The sequence below is a fragment of the Streptomyces sp. NPDC056161 genome (assembly GCF_042268025.1).
GTDB lineage: Bacteria > Actinomycetota > Actinomycetes > Streptomycetales > Streptomycetaceae > Streptomyces.
This window is the reverse complement of record NZ_JBHJUV010000030.1, coordinates 95,415-118,130: the sequence shown is the minus strand read 5'-3', so window position 1 is coordinate 118,130 and position 22,716 is coordinate 95,415. Positions and strand designations below refer to the sequence as shown.

The following is a 22,716-nucleotide window of genomic DNA, read 5'->3' as shown; positions in this document are numbered from 1 at the left end:
CGGCCGGAACGGACACCTTCAGGTTCCCGAACCGGCATCAGCCCACGTCAGGGCAGACAGAAGCACCTCCGGCGCACGCCACGGGATTTACCACGCCCCCGGCGCGCACCAAAGGTGCGCTGGATCGCTGACCTGCGGAAACGGTCATGGACTGCGCCCCGGGCGCAGGGGAGGAGAGCCCGTATCCGCTTCGGCGCCTGCGCGTTGTGCCCACGTGGTGGGTGGCGCGTCGCCGGTTCTTCGAGCCGAGCGGCCGTCCCGGCCCCGGCCGGGACGGTTTGGGTGCCGGTAGGGCACGGAGGCGTCCGTAGTCGCGCTCAGTGCGGATCCAGCGCTGCGTTCAGTCGGCGATCCGCTGCGGATCGAGCACCACGGGCAGCTCGGCGAGTCCGCGGAACGCCGGGAAGGGCACGGTCAGCCAGCGCGCCTCGTGCGGGGGCACGGCCAGCGTGATCTCGGGATAGCGGCGGAACAGCGTGGTGAGCGCGATGTGCATCTCCAGGCGGGCCAGCGGCGCGCCGACGCAGTAGTGGGGGCCGTGTCCGAAGGCCAGGTGGGGCTGGGCTCCGGTACGTGTGACGTCGAGCCGGTCGGGTTCGGCGTACGCCTCGGGGTCGCGGCCCGTGGCCGTGAGGGCGATCTGGACGAGGGCGCCCTTGGGGATCACCACACCGCGCATCGGGATGTCCTCGGTGGCGTGGCGGAAGGTGGAGCTCTCCACCGACCCCTCGTACCGCAGCAGTTCCTCGACGGCCGGCTTCAGGGACTCGGGGCTCGCGAGGGCCGCCTGGCGCTGGTCCGGCTTCGACAGCAGGTGGTACACGGCGTTGCCGATGAGGTACGCGGTGGTCTTGTGACCCGCGAAGAACAGCACCCACGCCGTCGAGACCAGCTCATGGTCCGTCAGGGCGCCGTCCTGGTCCTGGGCCGCGATGAGCGCGCTCATCAGGTCGTCGCCGGGCGTGCTGCGCTTGCGCGCCACGAGGTCGACCAGGAGGTCCCGCAGCTTCCCCTCGGCCTCCTCCAGTGCCTTCTTCGCCTCCGGGCCGAATCCGGTCTTCGCCACGGTCACCGCCCACTGGTGGGCACGGTCGCGCTCGTTCTCCGGCACGCCGAGGAGTTCGCAGATGACCTGGAGCGGCAGCGGGAACGCGAAGTTCGGGAGCAGGTCGACGGACGCGTCGGTCGGGCAGCGCTCCAGCAGTTCCTCGGTGACCTGCTGGATGCGCGGGCGCAGCGACTCCACCCGGCGCGGGGTGAAGGTGCCCTGCACGATCCGCCGGAGCCGGGTGTGCTTGGGCGGGTCGGAGAACAGCATGTTGTCGTCGAGCGCGATGGAGGAGTCGCCGAAGATCCGTTGGTACGCGTCGAGGGCGCCGTACATGTCCTTGCTCAGCCGCGGGTCGGCCAGCGCGGCGCGCGCGTCGTCGTAACGGGTGATCAGATACGTCTCCACGCCGTGCGGCGGCTGGAGCGGGCACACCGGGGCGGTCTTCCGCAACTCCGCGTACACGGGGTGCGGGTTGGCGCGGAAGTCGGGTGTGCACCGGGAGGCGGCGGCCGCGGGGTCCGCGGATGTCGGTTCGGTGTGCAGGGGTGTTCGCGTCATGGCCTCGACGGTTCCCGGCGGGCGGTCGCCAGCAAACGTCCTTAGCCCGTCCGGGGCGGCGCGGGAACCGGGTGTGGTGAGCCTGTCCGGGATGGTGTGGGAACGGGGTGTGGTGAGCCTGTCCGAGGTGGCTCGGGGACGGGGCGTCGCGATCGGAGCAACAGAAGGTGCGGGGCCCATGGAGCGGGCGAAGAGTTGAAGCCGATCGGAGATACCCCGGGGCACCGCTTTCCACGGTCTCGGGGCGGTCGGCTTCGGACCACAGACGATGACCACCGATGGCCACCGATGACCACAGGCGATGGCGAAAGACGTTAGGGGATCAGCCGATATGAGCGGACGAGCCGTGGAATCCGTACCGGTTCTGGTGGTGGGCGGCTCCTTGGTGGGCCTGTCCACGTCAGTCTTTCTCGGTCGCCTCGGCGTCGAGCACCTTCTCGTCGAGCGTCATGCCGCGACGTCCACCCACCCGCGCGGCCGTGGGAACAACCTGCGCACCATGGAGCTGTTCCGGACCGCGGGCGTCGAGCAGGACATCCGCGCCGCGGCGGGCGCCCTGGCGGGGAACGACGGCGTCCTCCAGGTGAGTGCGCTCTCCGGCGGCGAGCGCCGGTGGATCGTCAGGGCGATCGACACGGGTCCGGCCCTGTCGCAGATCACCTCGGCCGGCTGGTGCCTGTGCAGTCAGAACGACCTTGAGCCCGTCCTGCTGAGCCGCGCCCGCTCCCTCGGCGGCGACATCCGCTTCCACACCGAGCTGGTCTCCTTCACCCAGGACGCCGAAGGGGTGCACGCGGAGGTGCGGGACCGCGACAGCGGCGAGACGCGCATCGTGCACGCCCAGTACCTGGTGGCCGCCGACGGGCCCCGCAGCCCGGTGCGCGAGCGGCTGGGCATCACCCAGACAGGACCGGGCCCGCTGTTCCACAACGTGAGCATCACGTTCCGCAGCAAGAAGCTCCAGGACGTCGTCGGTGACCGGCACTTCGTCGTCTGCTACATCACCGATCCGTCCGGCGAGGGTGCCCTGCTGCCGGTGGACAACCGGGAGCGGTGGGTCTTCCACGCCCCCTGGGCCCCGGACCGGGGCGAGACGCTGGACGACTTCACCGACGCGCGCATCGTCGCCCACATCCGCGCCGCGGCGGGCGTCCCCGACCTCGACGTCGAGGTCACCGGCAAGGCCCCCTGGCACGCGGCGGACCGCGTGGCCGACAGCTACGGCGAGAACCGGGTCTTCCTGGCCGGTGATTCGGCGCACGAGATGCCCCCCACCGGGGCCTTCGGCTCCAACACCGGTATCCAGGACGCGCACAACCTCGCCTGGAAGCTCGCGGCCGTCCTGCGCGGCTGGGCCGGACCGGCGCTGCTCGACACGTATCAGACGGAACGCCGGCCGGTCGCGCTCGCGACGACCGCCCGCGCCCTGTTCCAGGCGGGCGAGGAGGAGCACCCCGGCTACACCCCGAAGAAGCGCAAGGACGATCCGGCCGACGCGTTGACGGTGGCCCTGTGCTACCGCTACCCGTCGGGTGCCGTCGTCGGCGCCGACCCGGACGCCGCGATCGTGCCCGCCGAGTTCCAGCTGGGCGGCGCTCCCGGGAGCCGTGCCCCCCACCTGTGGGTGACCACCCGGGACGGCGGACGGATCTCCACCCTGGACCTCTACGAACGGTCCTTCGTCGTTCTCACCGGACCGGGAGGCGAGGCATGGCGCACTGCCGCCCGCGGTGTCACCGCGCGCCTGGGCATCCCGGTGGAGGGCTACGTCGTCGGCGCGGAGCACGACCTGGTCCCCCAGGACGGGGCCGACTGGGCGGCGCTGCACGGCACGGCGGAGTCCGGTGCCGTCCTGGTCCGCCCCGACGGCTTCGTGGCCTGGCGGTCGCCCGGCCTCGTGGCCGACCCGGAACGGGCCCTCACGGACGCGCTGATGACGGTGCTCCGCCGGGAGACGGCACCGAACGCCGTGGCTGAGCCGCGCCGGACGGCCGCGGCGCAGGAGCCCCTGGCGACGGCATCCGACGGGCGCGTCTGAACGCCTCCACTTGAGCGCCCCACTTGAATGCCACGCCTGAACGCCTCCCCCTGAACGCCGCGTCTGAGTGCCTCCACTTGAACGCCACGTCTGAACGCTCCCACTTGAACGCCACGTCTGGACGCGGCTCCTGGACGCGGCTCCTGAACGCCGCGTCTGAACGCGGCTCCTGAACGCCGATGGTGAACGCCGTTTCTGAACGCCGTTTCTGAACGAAGGAAGAATCCGCTGTGATATCAACTGCTCCGGCCGCCGACGACGCCCGTACCTCCCGTGTGGACGTCCACCACCACTTCACCGCGCCCGCCTGGCTCGACTGGGCCGAGGCGCAGGGCCTGGTCCGGCGCGACAGGATGCCCTGGTGGACACGCTGGGACCTCGACTCCGCGCTCGCCCTCATGGACCGTACGGGGATCCGCACCACCGTCATGACCGTGGCCATGCTCGGCCGCATCCAGGAGCGCGGCAAGCGTGAGGAGAGCGCACGGGTCGCGCTGGAGGCGGCGGCGGAGGTCGCCGCGAGCCACCCCACCCGCTTCACCTTCTTCACGCCGGTCTTCCTCGACGACCCCGACCTGTCGAGCTGGTCGCTGAAGTACGGCCTCGACGACCTCGGCGCCGTCGGCGTGAGCACCCGCACCAGCGCGGGCGGTGTCTATCTCGGCGACCCCTCCCACGACCGCCTCCTCAGCGAGCTGAACGACCGTTCCGCCGTCGTCAGCACCCACCCGATGGACGTACCCGGTGGCGGCGCCGACGGGGCGGGCGTGCCGGGCCTGCCGCCGTTCATGTGCGACTTCCTCATGGACACGACCCGCGCGGCGATCAACCTCATCCTCAACGGCACCCTGGACCGCTACCCCGACCTCACCTTCGTCCTGCCGCACGGCGGCGGTTTCCTCCCCTACATGGCCGGCCGCCTGGAACTCCTCGGCGACCACCTCACGCCCGAGATCGAACCGTCCCGGATACGCGACTACCTGCACCGCTTCTACTACGACACGGCGGGCCCCATGTCCCCGTCCTCGACCCCCACCCTCATGGCCACGGTCGACCCCGCCCGGATCCTCTTCGGAACCGACTGGCCGCCCACCGCCGCCCACCTCGTCTCCGACGTCGTGGCACCGGCCCTGGACAGCGACCCGGCCATCGCCGGCCACCAGCTCCGCGGCATCAACCGGGACAACGCGCTGCGCCTGCTGCCGGCGCTCGCACGGGCCTGAGGGGCTGGCCCGCGCGTCAACGAGGCCGCCGCGAGGGCCAGGGCCGCCTGAGCCGGTCGGGTGCGCGGCCGGGCGGGGGATGGTGCGTCACGCCCGCCGGCTGCTCGGACCGGGGACGGCTCAGCTCCCCTCCGCCCCGGTCCCGCCCTCTCTGGAGGCTATGAGCTGGGCCGCCCAGCGTGCCCATTCCTCCTGCATCGCGGTGAAGCGCAGGCCGAATTCGAGGGCGATCGCGCCGTTGGCGGTGAGGCGGCCCTCCTCGGCCCAGTCCAGCGTGTCCCGCACCTTCCGCAGGTCGGCGTGGCGGCCGGCGGCCTGGTCCGCGAGGTGTTTCAGGTACTCCAGGCGCTGCTCGGGCGGGAGTACGTCGATGAAGAAGACCCGCAGCAGTGTGTCGCTGCGCCGGGGCTGCTCGGCCGACGGATCGGCCAGCCAGCGGCGCAGCTCGGTCAGCCCCGTGTCGGTGAGCGCGTAGTCCTTGCGTCCGCGCGGGCCCTGGCCGACGACCTCCAGCAGGCCGGCGTCGGCCAGCCGGGTCAGCTCGCCGTAGACCTGGCTCTGGGTGGCGGGCCAGACATGTGCCAACGACGTGTCGAACAGCTTCATCAGGTCGTATCCGCTGGCAGTGCGGTCGACCAGCAGCCCGAGCAGAGCGTGCCGGAGGCTCATGACAGGCACCCCGCCTTCCCGTTTCGCACAGTTTCCCGACGTCAGTGCGGTCATTCTAGCTCCGACATGTCACTCCTGCACCTTCCACTATTGACTGGTCAGGCGTGACCTTCTACTTTCGACAGGTCGGACCTGAGGTATTCACGCGTCAGGCCGAACCGACCGAAGGGACCCAGTCGTGAGCTTCCGGAGCTACCTGCGCGGATTCATCCCGTGGATCGCCTTTGCCGCCGTCTCCTCGTTCGGCTGGCAGTGGGGCGCGCTGACCGCCCTGATACTCGGCGTGTACCTGCTGGGCAAGCAGCGCAGGGCAGGCGTGGCCGCGGACGCGCTGGTCCTGGAGACCAGCACCGTCGTCTACTTCGTCCTGCTGACCGCGCTCGCCTTCGCCGTCCCCGGATCGTCGCTGCGGCACTACGCGGGAGTGGCGTCCTTCAGCTGGCTCGCGCTGACCGCCTGGGGCACCCTCGCCGCCCGCCACCCCTTCACCCTCGGCATCGCCAGGCAGGGCACCCCGCGCGCGTTCTGGGACACCCCGCAGTTCCTGCGCGTCAACGTCGTCATCACCACGGTCTGGGCGCTGTGCTTCACCCTCACCGCCATCGCCGTCGCGGTCCTCGTCGCCGCCGGCGGCGGCACCCTGGCGACCACGCTCACCCAGGTCGCCGGATTCGTGGTGGGCGCCGTGTTCACCGCCCGCTACCCCAAGATCATGCAGGCCCGGTACGCCGCGCGGGCCCGAGCGGCGGCGCACGCCGCCGAATGACCCCCTCCGCCACCACCCGAGGATCCGACATGACCGCCACCGCTCCGCACCTGCTCGGCAACTTCGCCCCCGTACCCGACGAGGCCACCGTCACCGAACTGGCCATCACCGGCACCGTCCCGCCGGAGCTGACCGGCTGGTACCTGCGCAACGGCCCCAACCCCCGCCAGGCCGCCTCCGCCCACTGGTTCATGGGCGACGGCATGGTGCACGGCGTCCGGCTGGAGGGCGGCCGCGCCACGGCCTACCGCAACCGGTGGGTCCGCACCAGCACCTTCACCCACGGCGCGCGACTGCACGACGAACAGGGCGACGCCGACCTCACCGCGGGCACGGCCAACACCCATGTGGTCCGCCACGCCGGGCGCACCCTGGCGCTGGTCGAGTCGTCCTACCCCTACGAACTGGACTGCCGACCCGGCCACGAGCTGGACACCGTCGGGGCCCACGACTTCCGGGGCCGGCTGCGCACCCCGATGACCGCGCACCCCAAGATCTGCCCCACCACCGGGGAACTGCACTTCTTCGGGTACGGGGGCCTGAGCGCGCCGTACCTGACGTACCACCGCGCGGACGCCGGCGGCGAACTCGTCCTCAGCCGGCCGGTCGACGTCGGCGCGCACACGATGATGCACGACTTCTTCCTGACCAGCGGCCATGTGGTCTTCATGGATCTGCCGATCCTGTTCGACCTGGCCGTGGCGACCAGCGGCCGGCCGGGCATGCCCTACACCTGGACCCCCGACTACGGCGCCCGGCTCGGTGTGCTGCGCCGGGACGATCCGTACGGCGCCGTGCGCTGGTTCGAGATCGGCACCTGCTTCGTGTTCCACACGCTCAACGCCCACGAGGAGGCCGACGGGCGCCGGCTGGTGCTGTACGTGGTCCGCTACGACTCGCTCGGCGACGGCGTCAGGACCACCGGTCCGGGCACGCTGTGGCGCTGGACCGTCGACCTGGCCGCCGGGACCGTACGCGAGGAGCAACTGGACGACCGGGCCTGCGAGTTCCCCCGTGTCGACGACCGGCTGGCCGGACTGCCCGCCAGGCTCGGCCAGGTCAGCACCACCGGCGATCCGCACACCGGCGGACAAGACGGCGCGATCCACCGCTACGACCTTGAGCGGGGCACCGTCACCAGCCACCGGTTCGACGGCGGCCGGGTCCCCGGCGAAGCGGCGTTCGCCCCCGCCGACGACCGGGCCGGCGGCCCCGGCTGGCTGCTGACCTTCGTCCACGACCCCGCGACCGACCGCAGTGACCTGGTCGTCCTCGACGCCGACGACCTGAGCGGACCCCCCACGGCCACGGTCCACCTGCCCCGCCGGGTACCCGCGGGCTTCCACGGCAACTGGTTGCCCGACGGCTGTTGAGAAGCAGGGACGCAGGAGCGGGGGCAGCGGGGGAGGGGGTCGAGGGACAGGGACAGCGGGGGAGGGGGCCGAGGGGCAGGGACAGAGGGGAAGGGGCGTAGGGGCGGGGGAGGGTGTGGCCCGGCGCCGGGGCGGGCCGGGGCCACGACATTACAAATTGCGCCGAATGGATGAGGATATTCGTATATCGGTGTGTCCGCGGTGTCGGTGACCAGCGGAGGAGCAGCGGGTCCTGGGCCGGGACAACGCCTCGGGAACGAGAAGAACCATCCCTCCGGAAAGGCGGACCGCCATGAGTTCGGTCAGGACGACCCACAGATCTCCGGGAGCTGACGTTCTGCGGGACCCGATCCGCAACAGAGGCACGGCGTTCACCGAGCAGCAGCGCACCCAGCTCGGCATCTCCGGTCTGGTGCCGCCGGCGGTGCTGTCGGAGGAGCAGCAGGCGATGCGCGCCTACGAACAGTTCAGTTCCCAGCCGACGCCGCTGGCGAAGAACACGTTCCTGGAGTCGCTGCGGGACCGCAACGAGACGCTCTACTACAAGCTGCTCGTCGACCATCTGACCGAGATGCTGCCCATCGTGTACGACCCGGTGGTGGGCCAGGCGATCGAGCGCTACAGCCACGAGTACCAGCGTCCGCGCGGGGTGTACCTCTCGGTGGACGATCCGGACGCGGTGGAGACGGCGTTCGCCAACCTCGGGCTCGGCGCCGACGACGTCGACCTGCTGGTGGCCACGGACGCGGAGCAGATCCTGGGCATCGGCGACTGGGGCAGCAACGGCATGGGGATCTCCCAGGGCAAGCTGGCCGTCTACACCGCCGCCGCCGGCCTCGACCCGGGCCGGGTCGTCCCCGTCATGCTCGACGTCGGCACGGACAACGAGGCCCTGCTCACCGACCCGCTCTATGTCGGGCTGCGGCACTCCCGCACCCGCGGCGAGGCATACGACCGGCTCATCGGCAATTACATCGCGACCGCCTCGCGGCTGTTCCCGCGGGCGCTCCTGCACTTCGAGGACTTCGGGCCGTCCAACGCGCGCCGCATCCTGCTGGAGTACGCCGACAAGGCGTGCATCTTCAACGACGACATGCAGGGCACCGGGGCGATCACCCTCGCCGCCGTCCTCGCGGGCGTGCGGGTGGCCGGTACGCCGCTGGCGGAGCAGCGCGTGGTCGTCTTCGGCGCCGGTACCGCCGGGGTCGGCATCGCCGACCAGATCCGCGAGGCGATGGTCCGGGCCGGGGCCCGGCCGGAGGCGGCCGTCCGGCAGGTGTGGCTGGTCGACCAGCAGGGCCTGCTGCTGGACGACATGGCCGAGCTGCGCGACTTCCAGACCCCGTACGCCCGGCCGGCCGCCGAGGCCAAGGACTACAGCCGGGACGGCCGGGGCCGGATCAACCTGGCCACCACGGTGGCCGAGGCGCGGCCGACCATCCTCATCGGGACGTCCACCAGCCCCCGTGCCTTCACCGAGCCGATCATCCGGGAGATGGCCTCGCACGTCGACCGGCCGCTGATCTTCCCGCTGTCCAACCCGACCGAGAAGATCGAGGCGCACCCGGCGGACCTCGTGCACTGGACCGACGGCCGGGCGCTGATCGGCACCGGGACCCCGTGGGATCCGGTGCCCTACGACGGCGTCGATCACCGGATCGGGCAGGCCAACAACGCGCTCGTCTACCCCGGCCTCGGCCTCGGCACCGTGGTCGCGCGGGCCGCGCACGTCACGCCGGGCATGATCCGCGCCGCGGCCGAGGCGGTCGCCGGTCTGGTCGACACCGGCACACCCGGCGCCTCCCTGCTCCCGGAGGTGGCCAACCTGCGGGCCTCCTCGGCGACCGTCGCGGTCGCCGTGGTGCGCCAGGCGCTGGACGAGGGCGTCGCGCGGGCGGACATCGACGACGTCGTCCAGGCCGTGCAGGACGCGATGTGGCAGCCCGACTATCCCGAGGAGGTCGTGTGATGGCGGCGCACCGGACCGCCGTACGGGACGTGCCGATCGGCACGGGCGCCACCGGCACCCGGGTGGAGACCGACTCGATGGGCAGGATCGACGTCCCCGCGGAGCACTACTGGGGCGCGCAGACCCAGCGTTCCCTGATCCACTTCTCCATCGGCGACGACCACATGCCCAAGGCCGTCTACCACGCCTACGGCTACGTCAAGAAGGCGGCGGCCCTGGTCAACCGGCGGGCCGGCCGGCTGGACGAGGAGCGTGCCGCCGCGATCGTCCGGGCCGCGGACGAGGTCATCGCCGGCGAGCTGGACGGCGAGTTCCCGCTGTACGTGTGGCAGACCGGGTCGGGCACCCAGTCGAACATGAACGTCAACGAGGTGATCGGCAACCGCGCCAGCCAGCTGCTCGGCGGCGCCCTCGGCAGCAAGCGGCCGGTCCACCCCAACGACCACGTCAACATGGGCCAGTCGTCCAACGACACCTTTCCCACGGCGATGCACATCGCGACCGTCCTTGAGGTGTCCGGCCATCTGCTGCGCAACGTCGACCAGCTCGCCCAGGCGATCGAGGACAAGGCCGTGACCTGGGTGGACGTGGTCAAGACCGGCCGTACCCACCTCCAGGACGCCACCCCGATCACCGTCGGCGAGGAGTGGTCCGGCTATGTCGCCCAGCTGCGCGACGCGCGCGCCCGGACGGCCGAGAGCCTGTCCGCCGTCCACCGGCTCGCGGCGGGCGGCACCGCGGTGGGCACCGGTCTGAACGCCCCCGACGGGTTCGGCGAGCAGATCGCCGCGGAGATCGCCGAGCTGACCGGGCGGCCGTTCGTGACCGCCCCCAACAAGTACGCGGCCCAGGGTTCCCTGGACGCGATGGTGGCGGTCGGCGCGGGGCTGCGCGGCCTGGCCGTGGCCCTGATGAAGATCGCCAACGACATGCGCTGGCTGGCCTCCGGGCCGCGGGCCGGACTGCACGAACTCAGGCTGCCCGCGAACGAGCCCGGCTCCTCGATCATGCCCGGGAAGGTCAATCCCACCCAGCAGGAGGCCATGGTCATGGTCTGCCTCCAGGTCATCGGGGAGGACGCGATCGTCGCCGCCGCGGGCGCCCAGGGCAATTTCGAGCTGAACGCCATGCGCCCGATCATCATCAACAACGTCCTGCACTCGGCCCGGATCCTCGCCGACGCCTGCGAGAAGCTGCGCCGCTACAGCGTCGAGGGCACCGAACTCGACCGGGCGAGGATCGACGACTACGTCGGCCGGTCGCTGATGCTGGTGACCGCGCTCAGCCCCACCATCGGCTACGACAAGGCGTCCGCGATCGCGCACAAGGCGGACGACGAGGGCACCACGCTGCGCGAGGCGGCCCTCGCCCTGGGGGTCGCCGCCGCCGACTTCGACCGCATCGTCGACCCCGCGACCATGGTCGGCCGCCCCCGGCACGACCTGGGCCTGGATCGCCCCGGCGCGGACCACACCTGACGTGTCCGCGCCGGGGCCCGGGGGCGGCGGCCCTGGCACGACCTGCGCGCACACGGCGGCCCGGAGCCGGAGCCCGGGGGCCGGGGGCCGCCGCGGAGTGGCCCGAGCCGGCCGGTGGCCCGAGCCGGCCGGTGGCCGCAGCCGGCCGGTGGCCCGAGCCGGCCGGTGACCCCAGCCGACCGTTGATCCCCTCCGCCCCCGAACGGCGAGAGCCACCCGTGTCTCCCGGCACGGGTGGTTCTCTCGGTGGCGGGGCGGCTCAGTCCCTGCGCAGGATCTCCGCCAGGGCCTCGCGCAGTTCCGTCTCCGGGTCCGGTGCGGCACCGGTGGAGCGCCAGGCGACGAATCCGTCCGGGCGGACCAGGACGGCGCCGTCGGCCGTCGTGCCGTGCAGCCGCGTCCAGTCGACCGGTCCGGCGGCGCTCTCCGTGTCGTAGGTCAGGTCCGCGTCGGCTCCCGGGCCGATCCGGTAGGCGTCGAGCCGTACGCCGTCCCGCTCGGCGACGCGGCGGGCCGCCGCGTGCCAGCCGGCGTCGTCCGGCGCGTCGGTGAGCAGGACCATGGAGCGTTCGTACAGGTCGATGGTGGAGATCCGCTCGCCGTCCCGGCGCAGCCACAGGTGCGGGGCGCGGCTGCCGGGCTGACCGGCCAGGCGTAGCTCCTCCGGGACGACCGGCTGCTCGGGGTCGGTGCCGACGACGGCGCCCTGCGGGTAGCGGTAGCCGAGGACGACGTTGAGGATGCCGCCGCGCCGGCCGCCGCCGACGCCGGGGGCCGGCGCGAAGCCGGGGTGGCTGTGCTCGACCGAGCGGGCGGAGGCGCGGGCGCTGGTCGCCAGGGCCACCGGGCGGCGCTCGGTGCCGTACGTCTCCAGCAGGCCGCCCCCCGCCCAGCCGTCCAGCACCGCGGCCAGCTTCCAGGCCAGGTTGTGGGCGTCCTGGATACCGGTGTTGCAGCCGAACGCCCCGGTGGGGGACATCTCGTGGGCGGAGTCGCCGGCGAGGAACACCCGGCCGGACACGTACTGGTCGGCGACCCGTTCGGCCGCGCGCCACGACGCCGTTCCGGTGATTTCCACATCGAGGTCGGGGACGCCGACGGCCCGCCGGATGTGCCGGAGGAGGCGTTCCTCGGTGAACTCCTCCAGCGTCTCGCCCCGCTCCGGATGCCACGGCGCGTGGAAGACCCAGCGCTCCCGGTTGTCGATCGGCAGCAGCGCGCCGTCGGCCTCCGGGTCGGTGAGGTAGCAGCAGATGAAGTGCCGGTCGCCGACCACGTCGGCGAGCAGCTTGGAACGGAAGGTGACGCTGACGTTGGCGAACAGGTCGCCGGGGCCCGACTGTCCGATGCCGAGCCGGTGGCGCACCGGGCTGCGCGGCCCGTCCGCCGCGACCAGGTAGTCGGCCCGGACGGTGTACCGCTCGTCGGTGGAGCGGTCCCTGACGGTGACCGTCACCCCTTCGGCGTCCTGCTCGAAGGACTCCATCTGGTGGGAGTAGCGCAGGTCGCCGCCGAGTGCGCGGGCGTTCTCCATGAGTACCGGTTCGAGGTCGTTCTGGCTGCACAGGCACCACGCGGTGGGGCTGAGCCGGGCGAGTCCGCCGCCCGGGTCGATCTGTTTGAACAGCCATTCGCCGGCGTCGCCGACCAGCGTCGGGGTCTGGAGGATGCCGTGGTTGCCGGCGAGCGGCGAGGCCGCGGCCTTGATGCCCGGCGCGATGCCGGCCACCCGGAACAACTCCATCGTCCGTACGTTGTTGCCCCGTCCGCGTGGATGGATCGAGGTCCCGGAGTGCCGCTCGACCAGCATGTGCCGCACACCGAGACGGCCCAGGAACAGGGACATGGACAGGCCCACCAGGGAGCCGCCCACGATGAGGACGGGAATCCGGTGGTCGGCTTTCTGATGCATCGAAGCCTCCGTTGGCAGAGGTGCGCCGAGGGGCGCCTGTGATTTTCCATGCCCTCTGCGGGCGGCTCGGTGTGCCTCGGCTCTCTCAATCACCCGCGTGGTTCACAGCCCTGGGCGGGCCGCCCGGAGTGTCTTCGCGGTGCCCATCACCCGCGTGGTTCATACGAGTCGCGCACTCCTGGGGACCGGCACAGGATCAAGGAACGCTGACGTCGCGTCACCCGCGGCCGGCGCCCGAGTCTGCCCCGTAAGGAGATGTACGCAGGATGACCACTACCTCTGAACGTGTTTCAGAAGCGCTGACCCGACAGGTGTCGAAAGTCTCCCAGTCCGTGTTCGACGGCTCCCGGCTGCGGGTCGTCCTGCTGGTCGACGTGTACGACGGAGCCCAGCAGCAGTTCCTGAAGGCGTACGAGCACCTGTGCAACCAGGTTGCGTCCGTGCCCGGCCACGTCAGCGACCAACTCTGCCAGTCCATCGAGAATCCCTCCCAATGGCTCATCACGAGCGAGTGGGAGAGCGCCCCGCCCTTCCTCGCCTGGGTGAACAGCGAGGAGCACGTGGACATGGTGAAGCCGCTGCACGGCTGTGTCCGGGACACCCGGTCGCTGCGCTTCCACGTCGTGCGGGAGACCGGTGTGGGTGTCGAGCGGTCGCCGCAGCGCCGGCTCCAGACCTCGCCGCGGATCGGTGACGGGCTGATCCGGCACGCGCTGACCTTCACGGTCCGGCCGGGCAGCGAGGAGAAGGTGCAGAAGCTGCTCGCGGAGTACGCCGCGCCCGAGGCGAAGGTCGACGAGTCCACGCGGCTGTGCCGGACCTCGCTGTTCATGCACGGCAACCGGGTGGTGCGGGCCATCGAGGTGCGCGGCGACCTGCTCGCGGCCCTGCGGCACGTCGCCCGGCAGCCCGAGGTGCGCGCGGTCGAGGAGGCCATCAACCCGTACCTGGAGCAGGAGCGGGACCTGAGCGACCAGGAGTCGGCGCGGATCTTCTTCACCCGGGCGGCGCTGCCGGCCGTGCACCACGTGACGGCGGACGGCCTGGCCTGGGGCGAGCGGTGCGCGATGCACTACCCGGCGGTGCCCGGCCGTGGGATGCGGCTGGCCGAACTGCTCGCCCAGTACGACGAGATGGTCGCGGGGGACCCGACCAGCCCGGTGCTGCGCAGCACGATCTTCCAACGCGACGACGTCGTGGTGCGGCTGCTCGACCTGCGCGAGGAGACCGGCACCCAGCCCGTGGTGCCTCCGTCGCCGCACGCGGCCGAGCTGAAGTCGCTCCTCGACGGCGAGGCCGTCCGCATGACCCTGGTCACCGACCGCCGTTCGCCGGGCGCCTGAGCCGGCGGCCCGATCCGGTGGACACGCCCCTCATCCCACCGCAGCACACCAACGGAGGAACGTCGTGATCAAACCCCGTCCCAGAATCGTGGACCTCAGCGAGGTCGAGCCCAACGTCCGGCGCGGCGGCGATCTGCGCGCCATGCTCACCCCGGCCACGGTGGGTTCCACCAGCGGTTTCATGGGCGTGGCCATCGTGCAGCCCGGCGACCGCATCGGTGAGCACTACCACCCGTACTCCGAGGAGTTCGTCTACGCCCTGTGCGGTGAGCTGGAGGTGGACCTGGACGGCGAGGCGCACCAGCTGCGGCCCGAGCAGGGGCTGATGATCCCCGCCTACATGCGCCACCGCTTCCGCAACGTCGGCAACGTGGAGGCCCGGCTCGTCTTCCACCTCGGTCCGCTCGCGCCGCGTCCGCAGCTGGGCCACGTCGACACGGAGGAGACCGAGGTGATCGGCGCTGCCGCCGTCACCACCGAGGCGGCCGCCGACGACGCGGCCGATCCGCGGAAGGTTCCCTCATGACCCGGCGGGTGGCGGTCACCGGCATAGGCATCGTCGCCCCGGGCGGGATCGGCACCCGGGCGTTCTGGGACCTGCTCGCGGCCGGCCGCACGGCGACGCGCGGCATCACGTTCTTCGACCCGTCCGGACTCAGGTCCCGGATCGCCGCGGAGTGCGACTTCGATCCGGCGGCGTACGGGCTGGACGCGGAGCAGACCGAGCGGGCGGACCGGTACATACAGTTCGCGCTGGTCGCCGGTGACGAGGCGGTCCGGGACTCCGGTCTCGACCTGGCCAGGGAGAACCCCTGGCGGGTCGGTGTCTCGCTGGGCACCGCGGTGGGCGGCACCACCCGCCTGGAACACGACTACGTCCTGGTCAGCCACGGCGGGCAGCACTGGGACGTGGACCACCGCGAGGCGCAGCCACAGCTGCACCGGGCGTTCTCGCCGAGCACGCTGGCCTCCGCGGTGGCGGAACGATTCGGCGCCCAGGGTCCGGTGCAGACCGTCTCGACCGGCTGCACCTCCGGACTCGACGCGGTCGGGTACGCCTTCCACACCGTCGAGGAGGGCCGGGCCGACGTCTGCATAGCCGGTGCGTCGGACTCGCCGATCTCACCGATCACCATGGCGTGCTTCGACGCGATCAAGGCCACATCCCCCAACAACGACGACCCGGCCCACGCCTCCAGGCCCTTCGACAACAACCGTGACGGCTTCGTCATGGGCGAGGGCGGCGCGGTGCTCGTCCTGGAGGAACTGGAACACGCGCGAGCCCGGGGCGCCCACGTCTACTGCGAACTGAGCGGCTACGCCACCTACGGCAACGCCTACCACATGACCGGCCTGACCAGTGAGGGCCTGGAGATGGCGCGGGCCATCGAGGACGCCCTCGACCACGCCCGGCTGGACCCCACGGCCATCGACTACGTCAACGCCCACGGCTCCGGCACCCGGCAGAACGACCGGCACGAGACGGCCGCCGTGAAGCGGGCCCTGGGGCAGCACGCCTACCGGACGCCCATGAGTTCCATCAAGTCCATGGTGGGGCACTCCCTCGGCGCGATCGGCGCGATCGAGGTCGTGGCCTGCGTGCTGGCCCTGGCGAACCAGGTCGTCCCGCCGACCGCCAACTACGAGACCCCGGACCCCGAGTGCGACCTGGACTACGTCCCCCGTGTCGCCCGCGAGCGCACGCTGCGCAGCGTGCTCTCCGTGGGCAGCGGGTTCGGCGGCTTCCAGTCCGCGGTGATCCTGACCCGGCCCAGGGAGTAAGGGAGAGCACACGATGAGCGCACCCCACGAACGTCGCGCGGCCATCACCGGAATCGGTGTCGTCGCACCCAACGGAACCACCACCGACACCTTCTGGAAGGCCACCCAGCGGGGGCTCAGCGTCCTCGACCGGATCACCCGCGAGGGCTGCGAGCACCTGCCGTTGAAGGTGGCCGGCGAGGTTCGCGCGTTCGACCCGGCGGCGGCGGTCGAGGAGCGCTACCTCGTCCAGACCGACCGGTTCACGCACTACGCGATGGCCGCGGCCGACCTCGCGCTGGAGGACGCCCGGCTGGGCCAGGCCGACACCGCCGACGCGCCGTTCTCCATCGGCGTGGTCACCGCGGCCGGTTCCGGCGGCGGTGAGTTCGGCCAGCGGGAGCTGCAGCGACTGTGGGGTAAGGGCAGCCGGTTCGTCGGCCCGTACCAGTCCATCGCCTGGTTCTACGCCGCCTCCACCGGCCAGATCTCCATCCGTCGCGGCTTGAAGGGCCCCTGCTCGGTGGTCGCGGCCGACGAGGCGGGCGGCCTCGACGCCCTCGCCCATGCGGCGCGGGCGGTGCAGCGCGGCACCGACGCGGTCGTCGCCGGGTCGACCGAGGCGCCACTGGCCCCGTACTCGATGGTCTGCCAGCTCGGCTACCAGGAGCTGAGCACCGCGGACGATCCGCTGCGCGCCTACCTTCCGTTCACGGCCGAGGCCGGCGGGTTCGTGCCCGCCGAGGGCGGCGCCATGGTCGTGGTGGAGGCGGAGCGCACGGCCCTGGAGCGCGGGGCGCCGTTGCGCGCCATGCTCGCCGGGCACGCGGCGACCTTCACCGGAGCCTCCCGCTGGGAGGATTCCCGGGCCGGGCTCGCCCAGGCGATCCGGGGCGCCCTGGACGAGGCCGGGTGCGCGCCGGAGGAGATCGACGTGGTCTTCGCCGACGCGCTGGGCGTGCCGGCCGCGGACCGCGCCGAGGCGCTGGCCATCGCCGACGCCCTGGGCGCGCACGCCGCGCGGGTACCGGTCACCGCGCCGAAGACCGGCATCGGCCGGGGCTACTGCGCGGCGCCCGTGCTGGACACCGCGGCGGCGGTGCTCGCGATGGAGCACGGACTGATCCCACCCACCCCCAACGTCTTCGACGTCTGCCACGACCTCGACCTCGTGACCTGCCGGGCCCGCAACGCCGAACTGCGCACGGCGCTGGTCCTCAGCCGGGGACTCATGGGGTCGAACTCGGCGCTGGTGCTGCGGCGCGGCACCGGCGAACGCGTCTGAAGAACCCGACGCCTTCCGAGGCCGTCACCCGACGTCTCCCGAGGCCGTCACCCGAGACCGTCACCCGACGTCTCCCCGGAGACCGTCACCCGACGCCTCCCCGGAGGCCGTCTCACAGCACTCCCGGAGAGAAGGAGAGAACCGCATGAGTGTCCTCATCACGCTGGAAGAGTTGTCCGGGCTCATGAAGCAGGCCGCCGGGGTCAGCGTCGCCCCGCAGGAACTGGAGCAGCGCTCCGACAGCGGCTTCGACGCCCTCGGCATCGACTCGTTGGGCCTGCTCGGCATCGTCGGCGAGCTGGAGAACCGGCACGGCACGCCGATGCCGCCGGACGCGGAGCGCTGCAGGACGCCCCGGCAGTTCCTCGACCTCGTCAACACCACTCTGATGGCAGGAGCCTGACATGGCAGGACACACACAGAACGAGATCGTCATCGGCGCCCCCCTGGACCTCGTCTGGGAGATGACCAACGACCTGGCGAACTGGCCGCAGCTGTTCAGCGAGTATGCGGCGGTCGAGATCCTCTCCCGGGAGGGCGCGAAGACGACGTTCCGGCTGACCATGCACCCGGACGAGAAGGGCACGGTGTGGAGCTGGGTCTCCGAGCGCGAGCCGGACCGCGACACGCTCAGCGTCAAGGCACGCCGGGTGGAGACCGGCCCGTTCGCGCACATGGACATCCACTGGCGCTACGAGGAGGTCGCGGCCGGCACCCGGATGGTGTGGACCCAGGACTTCGCGATGAAGCCGGACGCCCCGGTCGACGACGACTGGATGACCGACAACATCAACCGGAACTCCAAGATCCAGATGGGGCTGATCCGGGACAAGATCGAGAAGGCCGCGGCCGGGAAGCGGTCCACGGCCGCCGTCGCCGACTGAGCGCGGAAGGAACGCACCCGATGCACCAGGCTCTCATCGTCGCCCGGATGGCCCCCGGCTCCGCCCCTGACATCGCCAAGGTGTTCGAGGAGTCGGACCGGGGGGAGCTGCCCCACCTCGTCGGGGTCGTCCGGCGCAGCCTCTTCCAGTTCGGCGATGTGTACATGCACCTCGTCGAGTCCGAGCGCGAGCCCGGACCGGCCATCGCCAAGGTCACCGACCACCCGGAGTTCCGGGGCATCAGCGAGCGGCTCACGGCGTACGTCAGCGCGTACGACCCCGAGACCTGGCGCTCCCCGAAGGACGCCATGGCGCACCGCTTCTACCTGTGGGAGCGCGGCTGACACCGTCTCCCGATACGGAAACACCGGTCGCCGGGCCCGCTGCCGCGGGCCCGGCGCCGGTTTCCGTGTCCGTACCGCCGCGCCGGTGTCCCGCTCAGCCGGGGACGTGGCAGTCGAACGCGTCCAGGTAGGGGTTGACGGGACCGGTGCCGTCGACGACCAGGCCGGCCGCGGTCAGCCGGCGCACCATGGAGTCGGTGGTGTGCTTGGCCCCGCCGACGTTGAGCAGCAGCAGCAGGTCCATGGCGGTGCTGAAGCGCATCGAGGGGGTGTCGTCGACGAGGTTCTCGATGACCACGATCCGGGCGCCGGGCCCGCCCGCCGCGATGACGTTGCCGAGCAGCCGCGTCGTGCTCGCGTCGTCCCATTCGAGGATGTTCTTGATGACGTAGACGTCGGCCTTCACCGGGACGGACACCCGGGCGTCGCCGGGCACGACGCGCGCGCGGTCGGCGAGGTCGCCGCCGGCGCGCAGCCGCGGCAGGGCGCCTGCCACCACGCGCGGCAGGTCGAGCAGACTGCCGTGCATCGACGGGTACTTGTCGAGCAGGCTCGCCACCACATGGCCCTGGCCGCCGCCGATGTCGGCGACCGAGGCGGCGCCGGACAGGTCGAGCAGCGCGGCCACGTCCCGCGCCGACTGCTCGCTGGAGGTGGTCATCGCGCGGTTGAAGACGTCCGCCGACTCGGGGGCGTCCTCGTTGAGGTAGGTGAAGAACTCCTTGCCGTACAGGTCCTCGACCACGTTCCGGCCGGTGCGCACGGCCTCGTTGAGCCGGGGCCAGGCGTCCCAGGTCCACGGCTCGGTGCACCACAGGGAGATGTCACGCAGGCTGTTCGGGTCGTCCTCGCGCAGCAGCCGGGACATGGTGGTGTGCGCGAACGTGCCGTCCGGCCGCTCCTCGAAGACGCCGTAGCAGACCAGCGCCCGCAGCAGCCGGCGCAGCGGCGCCGGCTCGGTCTTCACCGCGGCCGCGAGGTCCGTCACGGCCATGGGGGACTCCCCGAGGGCGTCGGCGACGCCCAGCCGGGCGGCCGCCCGGACGGCGGCGGCACATGCCGCGCCGAACACCAGCTCCCGCAGCCGCATGGACGGCGGTGGGGACGGGGAGCCTGCCTTCTCGTGCGGGGCCGAGGGCTTGGAGGTCGCGGTCGTCATGTGCCGCCTTCCTTCCTTGGATTGGCCTTGGACTGGCCTTGGTCCGGGCTGGACCGGCCCTGGACCGGCCTGGACCGGACCGGCCTGGACTGGACCGGCCTGGACTGGACCGGCCTGGACTGGACCGGCCCGTGGGCCGGCCCACGGACCGCCCCGGGGCCGGCCGCGGACCGGTCGGCCCCGGGCTACGGGACGCGACGGACGGCGGTCAGCACATGCCCGCGGGCTTGGAGGCCCGGCAGGAGTTGCCGCTGAACGTGTTGCCCTTGCCGGTGTCGGTGTTGACCAGGTCGGCCGGGGCGTTGTCGTCCAGCACGTTGTCGTTGATCCGGTTCCGCTCGCTGGTGACGCCCACGAAGCTCTTGAACAGGACGATGCCGCCCGACAGCGGCGACTTGCCGGAGTGACCGGTGATCCGGTTCCGGGTGACCAGGGTGTCCTCGGCGCCGGTCAGGACGATCCCGGAGCCCTGGAGCGCGGGCAGCCGGGCGGTCTTCGGGCAGGACTTGTTGTTCTGCGTGATCTGGTTGTCCCGGACGGTCAGGGCGCCCGCCCGCGGCTTGTTCTCGTCGCCGACGACGAACATGCCGACGCAGTTGCCGGTGACGTAGTTGTCCGCGACGGTGAGGTTGCGCAGACGCCGGACGGTCACGCCGATCCGGTTGCCCTCCAGGCGGTTGCTCTCGACCGCCGCGCCCTTGGTGTCCTTAGCGCCCTGCTCGGCCGAGACGGTGTTGGCGAGGAAGAGGCCCGCGTCGCCGTTCCCCTTGGCGTGGTTGTACCGGAACACGCCGTGCACGGACCGCTCCTGGGCGATGCCCCAGACGCCGTTGTTGGCGGCGTAGACCCTGGTCACGGTCATCCGGTCGGTCGACGTGCCGAACACCCCGGCCCGCGCGAAGCCGGTCACACTGAGGTCCGCGACGGTGACGTCCTGGACCGGGTGGGCCGTCGTGCCCGTCACGCAGATGCCGTTGCCCGCCGCGGAGCAGCCGGTGGCGGCCTTCTTCCCGGTGGGCTGGAGCACGGTGCCGAGACCCATGCCGCGCAGGGTCAGACCGGACTTGCTCACCGTCACGCTCTGCCGGTAGATGCCGGGGGTCAGCAGGACGGTGTCTCCGGCCCGTGCGGCGTCGACCGCCTTCTGGATGGATTCCCCGGGGTGGACCACGTGGGTCGTGTGGGCGGCGGAGGCCGGGGTGGTACCGAGGGCCGCACCGACGAGTGCCGCGGTGCACGCCAGGTACGCGATGCTGCATTTTGTCATATTCTGCACGCTATGGCCGATCAGCCCATGGACCGGGTGGATGGGCCGTTCGACGGCGTGTCATCGGCGCAGAGCGCGCCCGATCTCCAACTGGACGGCCTCCAACGGCCGTCCGTCCTCCGTCTCCCACAGACAGTTCTGCAGCACCCGCCCCAGCGTCCACGCCCGCGCCCGCTCCCGGTCCAGGCCCAGCGCATCCGTCAGCGCGTCGAAACGCCAGCGGGTCTCGGCCGGGTCGTAACGGTTGTCGATCGCCGGGAGCAGATCGAAGCCGGGGTCGCCGGCCAGCGGTTTCGGATCGATGGCCAGCCAGTCGGCCCGCGCCCCCGCGAGCACGTTCTCGAAGTGCAGGTCCCAGTGCAGCAGCCGGTCACCGGGCTCGGCCAGCACCTCGCGCACCGCCGCCGCGCAGTCCCCGACCAGCCGCCGGTCCGCCGGATCCGCGATCCGCTCCAGCGCCCACGGCACCTGCTCCAGCATCCGACGGGCGATGTCGGCCAGCCGGCGCATCCCCGGCGGGGCCGGCACCGCGGTCAGCCGGGCCAGCAGCCCGCCGATGATCCGCACCGCCTCCCGGTCGTCCGGCAGGTCGCTCAGCACCCGGCCCTCGTCGAGCCGCTCCAGCAGCAGCGTGCAGGTCGGCCCGTCGTGCTCCAGCAGTCGTACCGCCCCGTCGCCGTCCCAGACCCGCAGCGCCTCGGGCTCACCCGCGCTCTCCTCGTCGAGCGGCTGGAGCTTCAGCGCGGCCGGCGTCCCGTCGGCCCGGACCACGGGCAGCACCAGCGCACACCACCCGTACATGGCCGGACCGTCCACCACCAGCTCCCACCGCCGCAGGAACTCCTCGGCCCGTCCCGGCAGCTCCGCGATGAAGGAACGCCCCGCCTCCCCGTTGAACCTCTCCTGTGAGGCGACCAGCTCGCCAGGCACTTCGATCACCTCGCCGACGATACTGACGTGTGTGAACCGGGTCATCCGATTTCGGCGCGGGCTCGGGGCGGCGGCTGCCTACGTCCGCAGCGCCCCGGGAACCTACCTCTGGCTGCTGATCCTGTTCGCCACCACCGTCGCCCTGCACTACATGTCCCCGGCCTTCGAGCAGGCGTTCCTGCGGCACCGCTCGACCAACATCCACGAGCTGTCCCGCGACCCGGTACGGGTGCTGATCACCAGCGCGATGTGGATCGACGGCGAGTACTGGCTGCCGTACGCCGCCCTGTACACGGTCTTCCACGCCCAGGCCGAACGCTGGCTCGGCACCCTGCGCTGGCTCGTGGTCTGCGTCGCCGCGCACGTGCTGGCCACGGTGGGCAGCGAGCTGACGCTGCTGCACGCCATCGACGTCGGGGCCGCCCCGCGGCGGGCCGCCGACACCCTCGACATCGGCGTCAGCTACGCCCTGGCCGGGGTGGTGGGCGTGCTCACCTACCGGATCGCGGCGCCCTGGCGGTACGGGTACCTGGCGGCCGTACTGATCTTCTTCCTGGTGCCCCTCCTCACCGGCGCCACCTTCACCGACCTCGGGCACTTCCTGTCCGTACTGATCGGTCTCGCGTGCTATCCGCTGGTCAGGGGCCGCGGAAAAGCATGGAATCCGAAGGAGACACTGACCGCCCTCAGGGGTTAACGTCCGCGC

Annotated in this window: 19 protein-coding genes and 1 pseudogene; 14 read left to right on the top strand and 6 right to left on the bottom strand. The window is 71.8% G+C overall.

The annotated features are described in order from the left end of the window. Nucleotides 1-340: 340 nt before the first annotated feature. The gene (locus ACFC09_RS26550) at nucleotides 341-1,609 is read right to left on the bottom strand and encodes a cytochrome P450 (RefSeq protein WP_376532735.1); all 1,269 of its coding nucleotides are present in this window, start codon (nucleotides 1,607-1,609) and stop codon (nucleotides 341-343) included. Nucleotides 1,610-1,940: 331 nt separating this feature from the next. Between ACFC09_RS26550 and ACFC09_RS26545 the strand changes: the two are divergent. After that, a pseudogene (locus tag ACFC09_RS26545) lies at nucleotides 1,941-3,560 on the top strand (FAD-dependent oxidoreductase); the annotation flags it as partial. Nucleotides 3,561-3,877: 317 nt separating this feature from the next. Beyond that, on the top strand, nucleotides 3,878-4,870 hold the full coding sequence (locus tag ACFC09_RS26540) for an amidohydrolase family protein (RefSeq protein ID WP_376532733.1): 993 nt from the start codon (nucleotides 3,878-3,880) through the stop codon (nucleotides 4,868-4,870). A gap of 120 nt (nucleotides 4,871-4,990) precedes the next feature. Here the strand turns inward: ACFC09_RS26540 and ACFC09_RS26535 are convergent, their stop codons facing one another. Continuing rightward, nucleotides 4,991-5,539: a PadR family transcriptional regulator gene (locus tag ACFC09_RS26535; RefSeq protein ID WP_376532731.1), complete on the bottom strand. Its 549-nt coding sequence runs from the start codon at nucleotides 5,537-5,539 to the stop codon at nucleotides 4,991-4,993. Nucleotides 5,540-5,717: 178 nt separating this feature from the next. Here ACFC09_RS26535 and ACFC09_RS26530 point away from each other — a divergent pair, with 178 nt between their 5' ends. The 4 genes from ACFC09_RS26530 (at nucleotide 5,718) to fumC (ending at nucleotide 11,125) form a co-directional block, all read left to right on the top strand. Further along, a complete protein-coding gene (locus tag ACFC09_RS26530; RefSeq protein ID WP_376532729.1) occupies nucleotides 5,718-6,305 on the top strand; it encodes a hypothetical protein in 588 nt (195 codons plus the stop codon). A 29-nt stretch (nucleotides 6,306-6,334) separates the two neighbouring features. After that, nucleotides 6,335-7,678 carry a carotenoid oxygenase family protein gene (locus ACFC09_RS26525; RefSeq protein ID WP_376532727.1) on the top strand — a complete coding sequence of 448 codons (1,344 nt, stop codon included), beginning with the start codon at nucleotides 6,335-6,337 and terminating at the stop codon, nucleotides 7,676-7,678. 292 nt (nucleotides 7,679-7,970) lie between these two features. After that, nucleotides 7,971-9,647, top strand: a complete 1,677-nt coding sequence (locus ACFC09_RS26520) for an NAD-dependent malic enzyme (protein WP_376532725.1) — start codon at nucleotides 7,971-7,973, stop codon at nucleotides 9,645-9,647. Further along, nucleotides 9,647-11,125, top strand: coding sequence for a class II fumarate hydratase (gene fumC, locus ACFC09_RS26515; RefSeq protein ID WP_376532723.1), 1,479 nt, complete (start codon nucleotides 9,647-9,649; stop codon nucleotides 11,123-11,125). Before ACFC09_RS26520 ends, fumC begins: the two co-directional genes overlap by 1 nt. A 259-nt stretch (nucleotides 11,126-11,384) precedes the next feature. Here the strand turns inward: fumC and ACFC09_RS26510 are convergent, their stop codons facing one another. Beyond that, the gene (locus ACFC09_RS26510; protein WP_376532721.1) at nucleotides 11,385-13,037 is read right to left on the bottom strand and encodes an FAD-dependent oxidoreductase; all 1,653 of its coding nucleotides are present in this window, start codon (nucleotides 13,035-13,037) and stop codon (nucleotides 11,385-11,387) included. Between the two features lie 266 nt (nucleotides 13,038-13,303). On the opposite strand from ACFC09_RS26510, the gene ACFC09_RS26505 reads away from it, so the two are divergent. From ACFC09_RS26505 to ACFC09_RS26475, 7 genes are all read left to right on the top strand, one after another. Continuing rightward, the gene (locus ACFC09_RS26505) at nucleotides 13,304-14,380 is read left to right on the top strand and encodes a SchA/CurD-like domain-containing protein (protein ID WP_376532718.1); all 1,077 of its coding nucleotides are present in this window, start codon (nucleotides 13,304-13,306) and stop codon (nucleotides 14,378-14,380) included. Between the two features lie 64 nt (nucleotides 14,381-14,444). Further along, on the top strand, nucleotides 14,445-14,906 hold the full coding sequence (locus tag ACFC09_RS26500) for a cupin domain-containing protein (protein ID WP_376532716.1): 462 nt from the start codon (nucleotides 14,445-14,447) through the stop codon (nucleotides 14,904-14,906). Continuing rightward, nucleotides 14,903-16,162, top strand: a complete 1,260-nt coding sequence (locus ACFC09_RS26495) for a beta-ketoacyl-[acyl-carrier-protein] synthase family protein (protein ID WP_376532714.1) — start codon at nucleotides 14,903-14,905, stop codon at nucleotides 16,160-16,162. Before ACFC09_RS26500 ends, ACFC09_RS26495 begins: the two co-directional genes overlap by 4 nt. A gap of 13 nt (nucleotides 16,163-16,175) precedes the next feature. Next, a complete protein-coding gene (locus tag ACFC09_RS26490) occupies nucleotides 16,176-17,426 on the top strand; it encodes a ketosynthase chain-length factor (RefSeq protein WP_376532712.1) in 1,251 nt (416 codons plus the stop codon). Nucleotides 17,427-17,571: 145 nt separating this feature from the next. Further along, nucleotides 17,572-17,829 (top strand): acyl carrier protein, encoded by a 258-nt coding sequence (locus tag ACFC09_RS26485; RefSeq protein ID WP_376532710.1) that lies wholly within the window; start codon nucleotides 17,572-17,574, stop codon nucleotides 17,827-17,829. Between the two features lies 1 nt (nucleotide 17,830). Next, nucleotides 17,831-18,310, top strand: coding sequence for an SRPBCC family protein (locus tag ACFC09_RS26480; protein WP_376532708.1), 480 nt, complete (start codon nucleotides 17,831-17,833; stop codon nucleotides 18,308-18,310). Nucleotides 18,311-18,330: 20 nt separating this feature from the next. Beyond that, nucleotides 18,331-18,654 (top strand): TcmI family type II polyketide cyclase, encoded by a 324-nt coding sequence (locus ACFC09_RS26475; protein WP_376532706.1) that lies wholly within the window; start codon nucleotides 18,331-18,333, stop codon nucleotides 18,652-18,654. A 94-nt stretch (nucleotides 18,655-18,748) separates the two neighbouring features. Here ACFC09_RS26475 and ACFC09_RS26470 read toward each other — a convergent pair whose 3' ends face one another. The 3 genes from ACFC09_RS26470 to ACFC09_RS26460 form a co-directional block, all read right to left on the bottom strand. Further along, a complete protein-coding gene (locus ACFC09_RS26470) occupies nucleotides 18,749-19,744 on the bottom strand; it encodes a methyltransferase (RefSeq protein ID WP_376532748.1) in 996 nt (331 codons plus the stop codon). A 277-nt stretch (nucleotides 19,745-20,021) separates the two neighbouring features. Next, nucleotides 20,022-21,080, bottom strand: coding sequence for a nitrous oxide reductase family maturation protein NosD (locus tag ACFC09_RS26465; protein ID WP_376532704.1), 1,059 nt, complete (start codon nucleotides 21,078-21,080; stop codon nucleotides 20,022-20,024). Nucleotides 21,081-21,140: 60 nt separating this feature from the next. Continuing rightward, nucleotides 21,141-22,055, bottom strand: a complete 915-nt coding sequence (locus ACFC09_RS26460; RefSeq protein ID WP_376532702.1) for an aminoglycoside phosphotransferase family protein — start codon at nucleotides 22,053-22,055, stop codon at nucleotides 21,141-21,143. Here ACFC09_RS26460 and ACFC09_RS26455 point away from each other — a divergent pair. Next, nucleotides 22,042-22,707: a rhomboid-like protein gene (locus tag ACFC09_RS26455; RefSeq protein ID WP_376532700.1), complete on the top strand. Its 666-nt coding sequence runs from the start codon at nucleotides 22,042-22,044 to the stop codon at nucleotides 22,705-22,707. The two genes, ACFC09_RS26460 and ACFC09_RS26455, sit on opposite strands and share 14 nt — an antisense overlap. The last annotated feature ends 9 nt before the right edge of the window (nucleotides 22,708-22,716 follow it).

What these genes read in the sequence shown, in the direction of transcription:
- ACFC09_RS26550 (WP_376532735.1), bottom strand. Translation starts at nt 1,609, where the DNA reads ATGACGCGAACACCCCTGCACACCGAACCGACATCCGCGGACCCCGCG.
- ACFC09_RS26535 (WP_376532731.1), bottom strand. Translation starts at nt 5,539, where the DNA reads ATGAGCCTCCGGCACGCTCTGCTCGGGCTGCTGGTCGACCGCACTGCC.
- ACFC09_RS26525 (WP_376532727.1), top strand. Translation starts at nt 6,335, where the DNA reads ATGACCGCCACCGCTCCGCACCTGCTCGGCAACTTCGCCCCCGTACCC.
- ACFC09_RS26520 (WP_376532725.1), top strand. Translation starts at nt 7,971, where the DNA reads ATGAGTTCGGTCAGGACGACCCACAGATCTCCGGGAGCTGACGTTCTG.
- fumC (WP_376532723.1), top strand. Translation starts at nt 9,647, where the DNA reads ATGGCGGCGCACCGGACCGCCGTACGGGACGTGCCGATCGGCACGGGC.
- ACFC09_RS26510 (WP_376532721.1), bottom strand. Translation starts at nt 13,037, where the DNA reads ATGCATCAGAAAGCCGACCACCGGATTCCCGTCCTCATCGTGGGCGGC.
- ACFC09_RS26505 (WP_376532718.1), top strand. Translation starts at nt 13,304, where the DNA reads ATGACCACTACCTCTGAACGTGTTTCAGAAGCGCTGACCCGACAGGTG.
- ACFC09_RS26495 (WP_376532714.1), top strand. Translation starts at nt 14,903, where the DNA reads ATGACCCGGCGGGTGGCGGTCACCGGCATAGGCATCGTCGCCCCGGGC.
- ACFC09_RS26490 (WP_376532712.1), top strand. Translation starts at nt 16,176, where the DNA reads ATGAGCGCACCCCACGAACGTCGCGCGGCCATCACCGGAATCGGTGTC.
- ACFC09_RS26485 (WP_376532710.1), top strand. Translation starts at nt 17,572, where the DNA reads ATGAGTGTCCTCATCACGCTGGAAGAGTTGTCCGGGCTCATGAAGCAG.
- ACFC09_RS26480 (WP_376532708.1), top strand. Translation starts at nt 17,831, where the DNA reads ATGGCAGGACACACACAGAACGAGATCGTCATCGGCGCCCCCCTGGAC.
- ACFC09_RS26475 (WP_376532706.1), top strand. Translation starts at nt 18,331, where the DNA reads ATGCACCAGGCTCTCATCGTCGCCCGGATGGCCCCCGGCTCCGCCCCT.
- ACFC09_RS26470 (WP_376532748.1), bottom strand. Translation starts at nt 19,744, where the DNA reads ATGCGGCTGCGGGAGCTGGTGTTCGGCGCGGCATGTGCCGCCGCCGTC.
- ACFC09_RS26465 (WP_376532704.1), bottom strand. Translation starts at nt 21,080, where the DNA reads ATGACAAAATGCAGCATCGCGTACCTGGCGTGCACCGCGGCACTCGTC.
- ACFC09_RS26460 (WP_376532702.1), bottom strand. Translation starts at nt 22,055, where the DNA reads ATGACCCGGTTCACACACGTCAGTATCGTCGGCGAGGTGATCGAAGTG.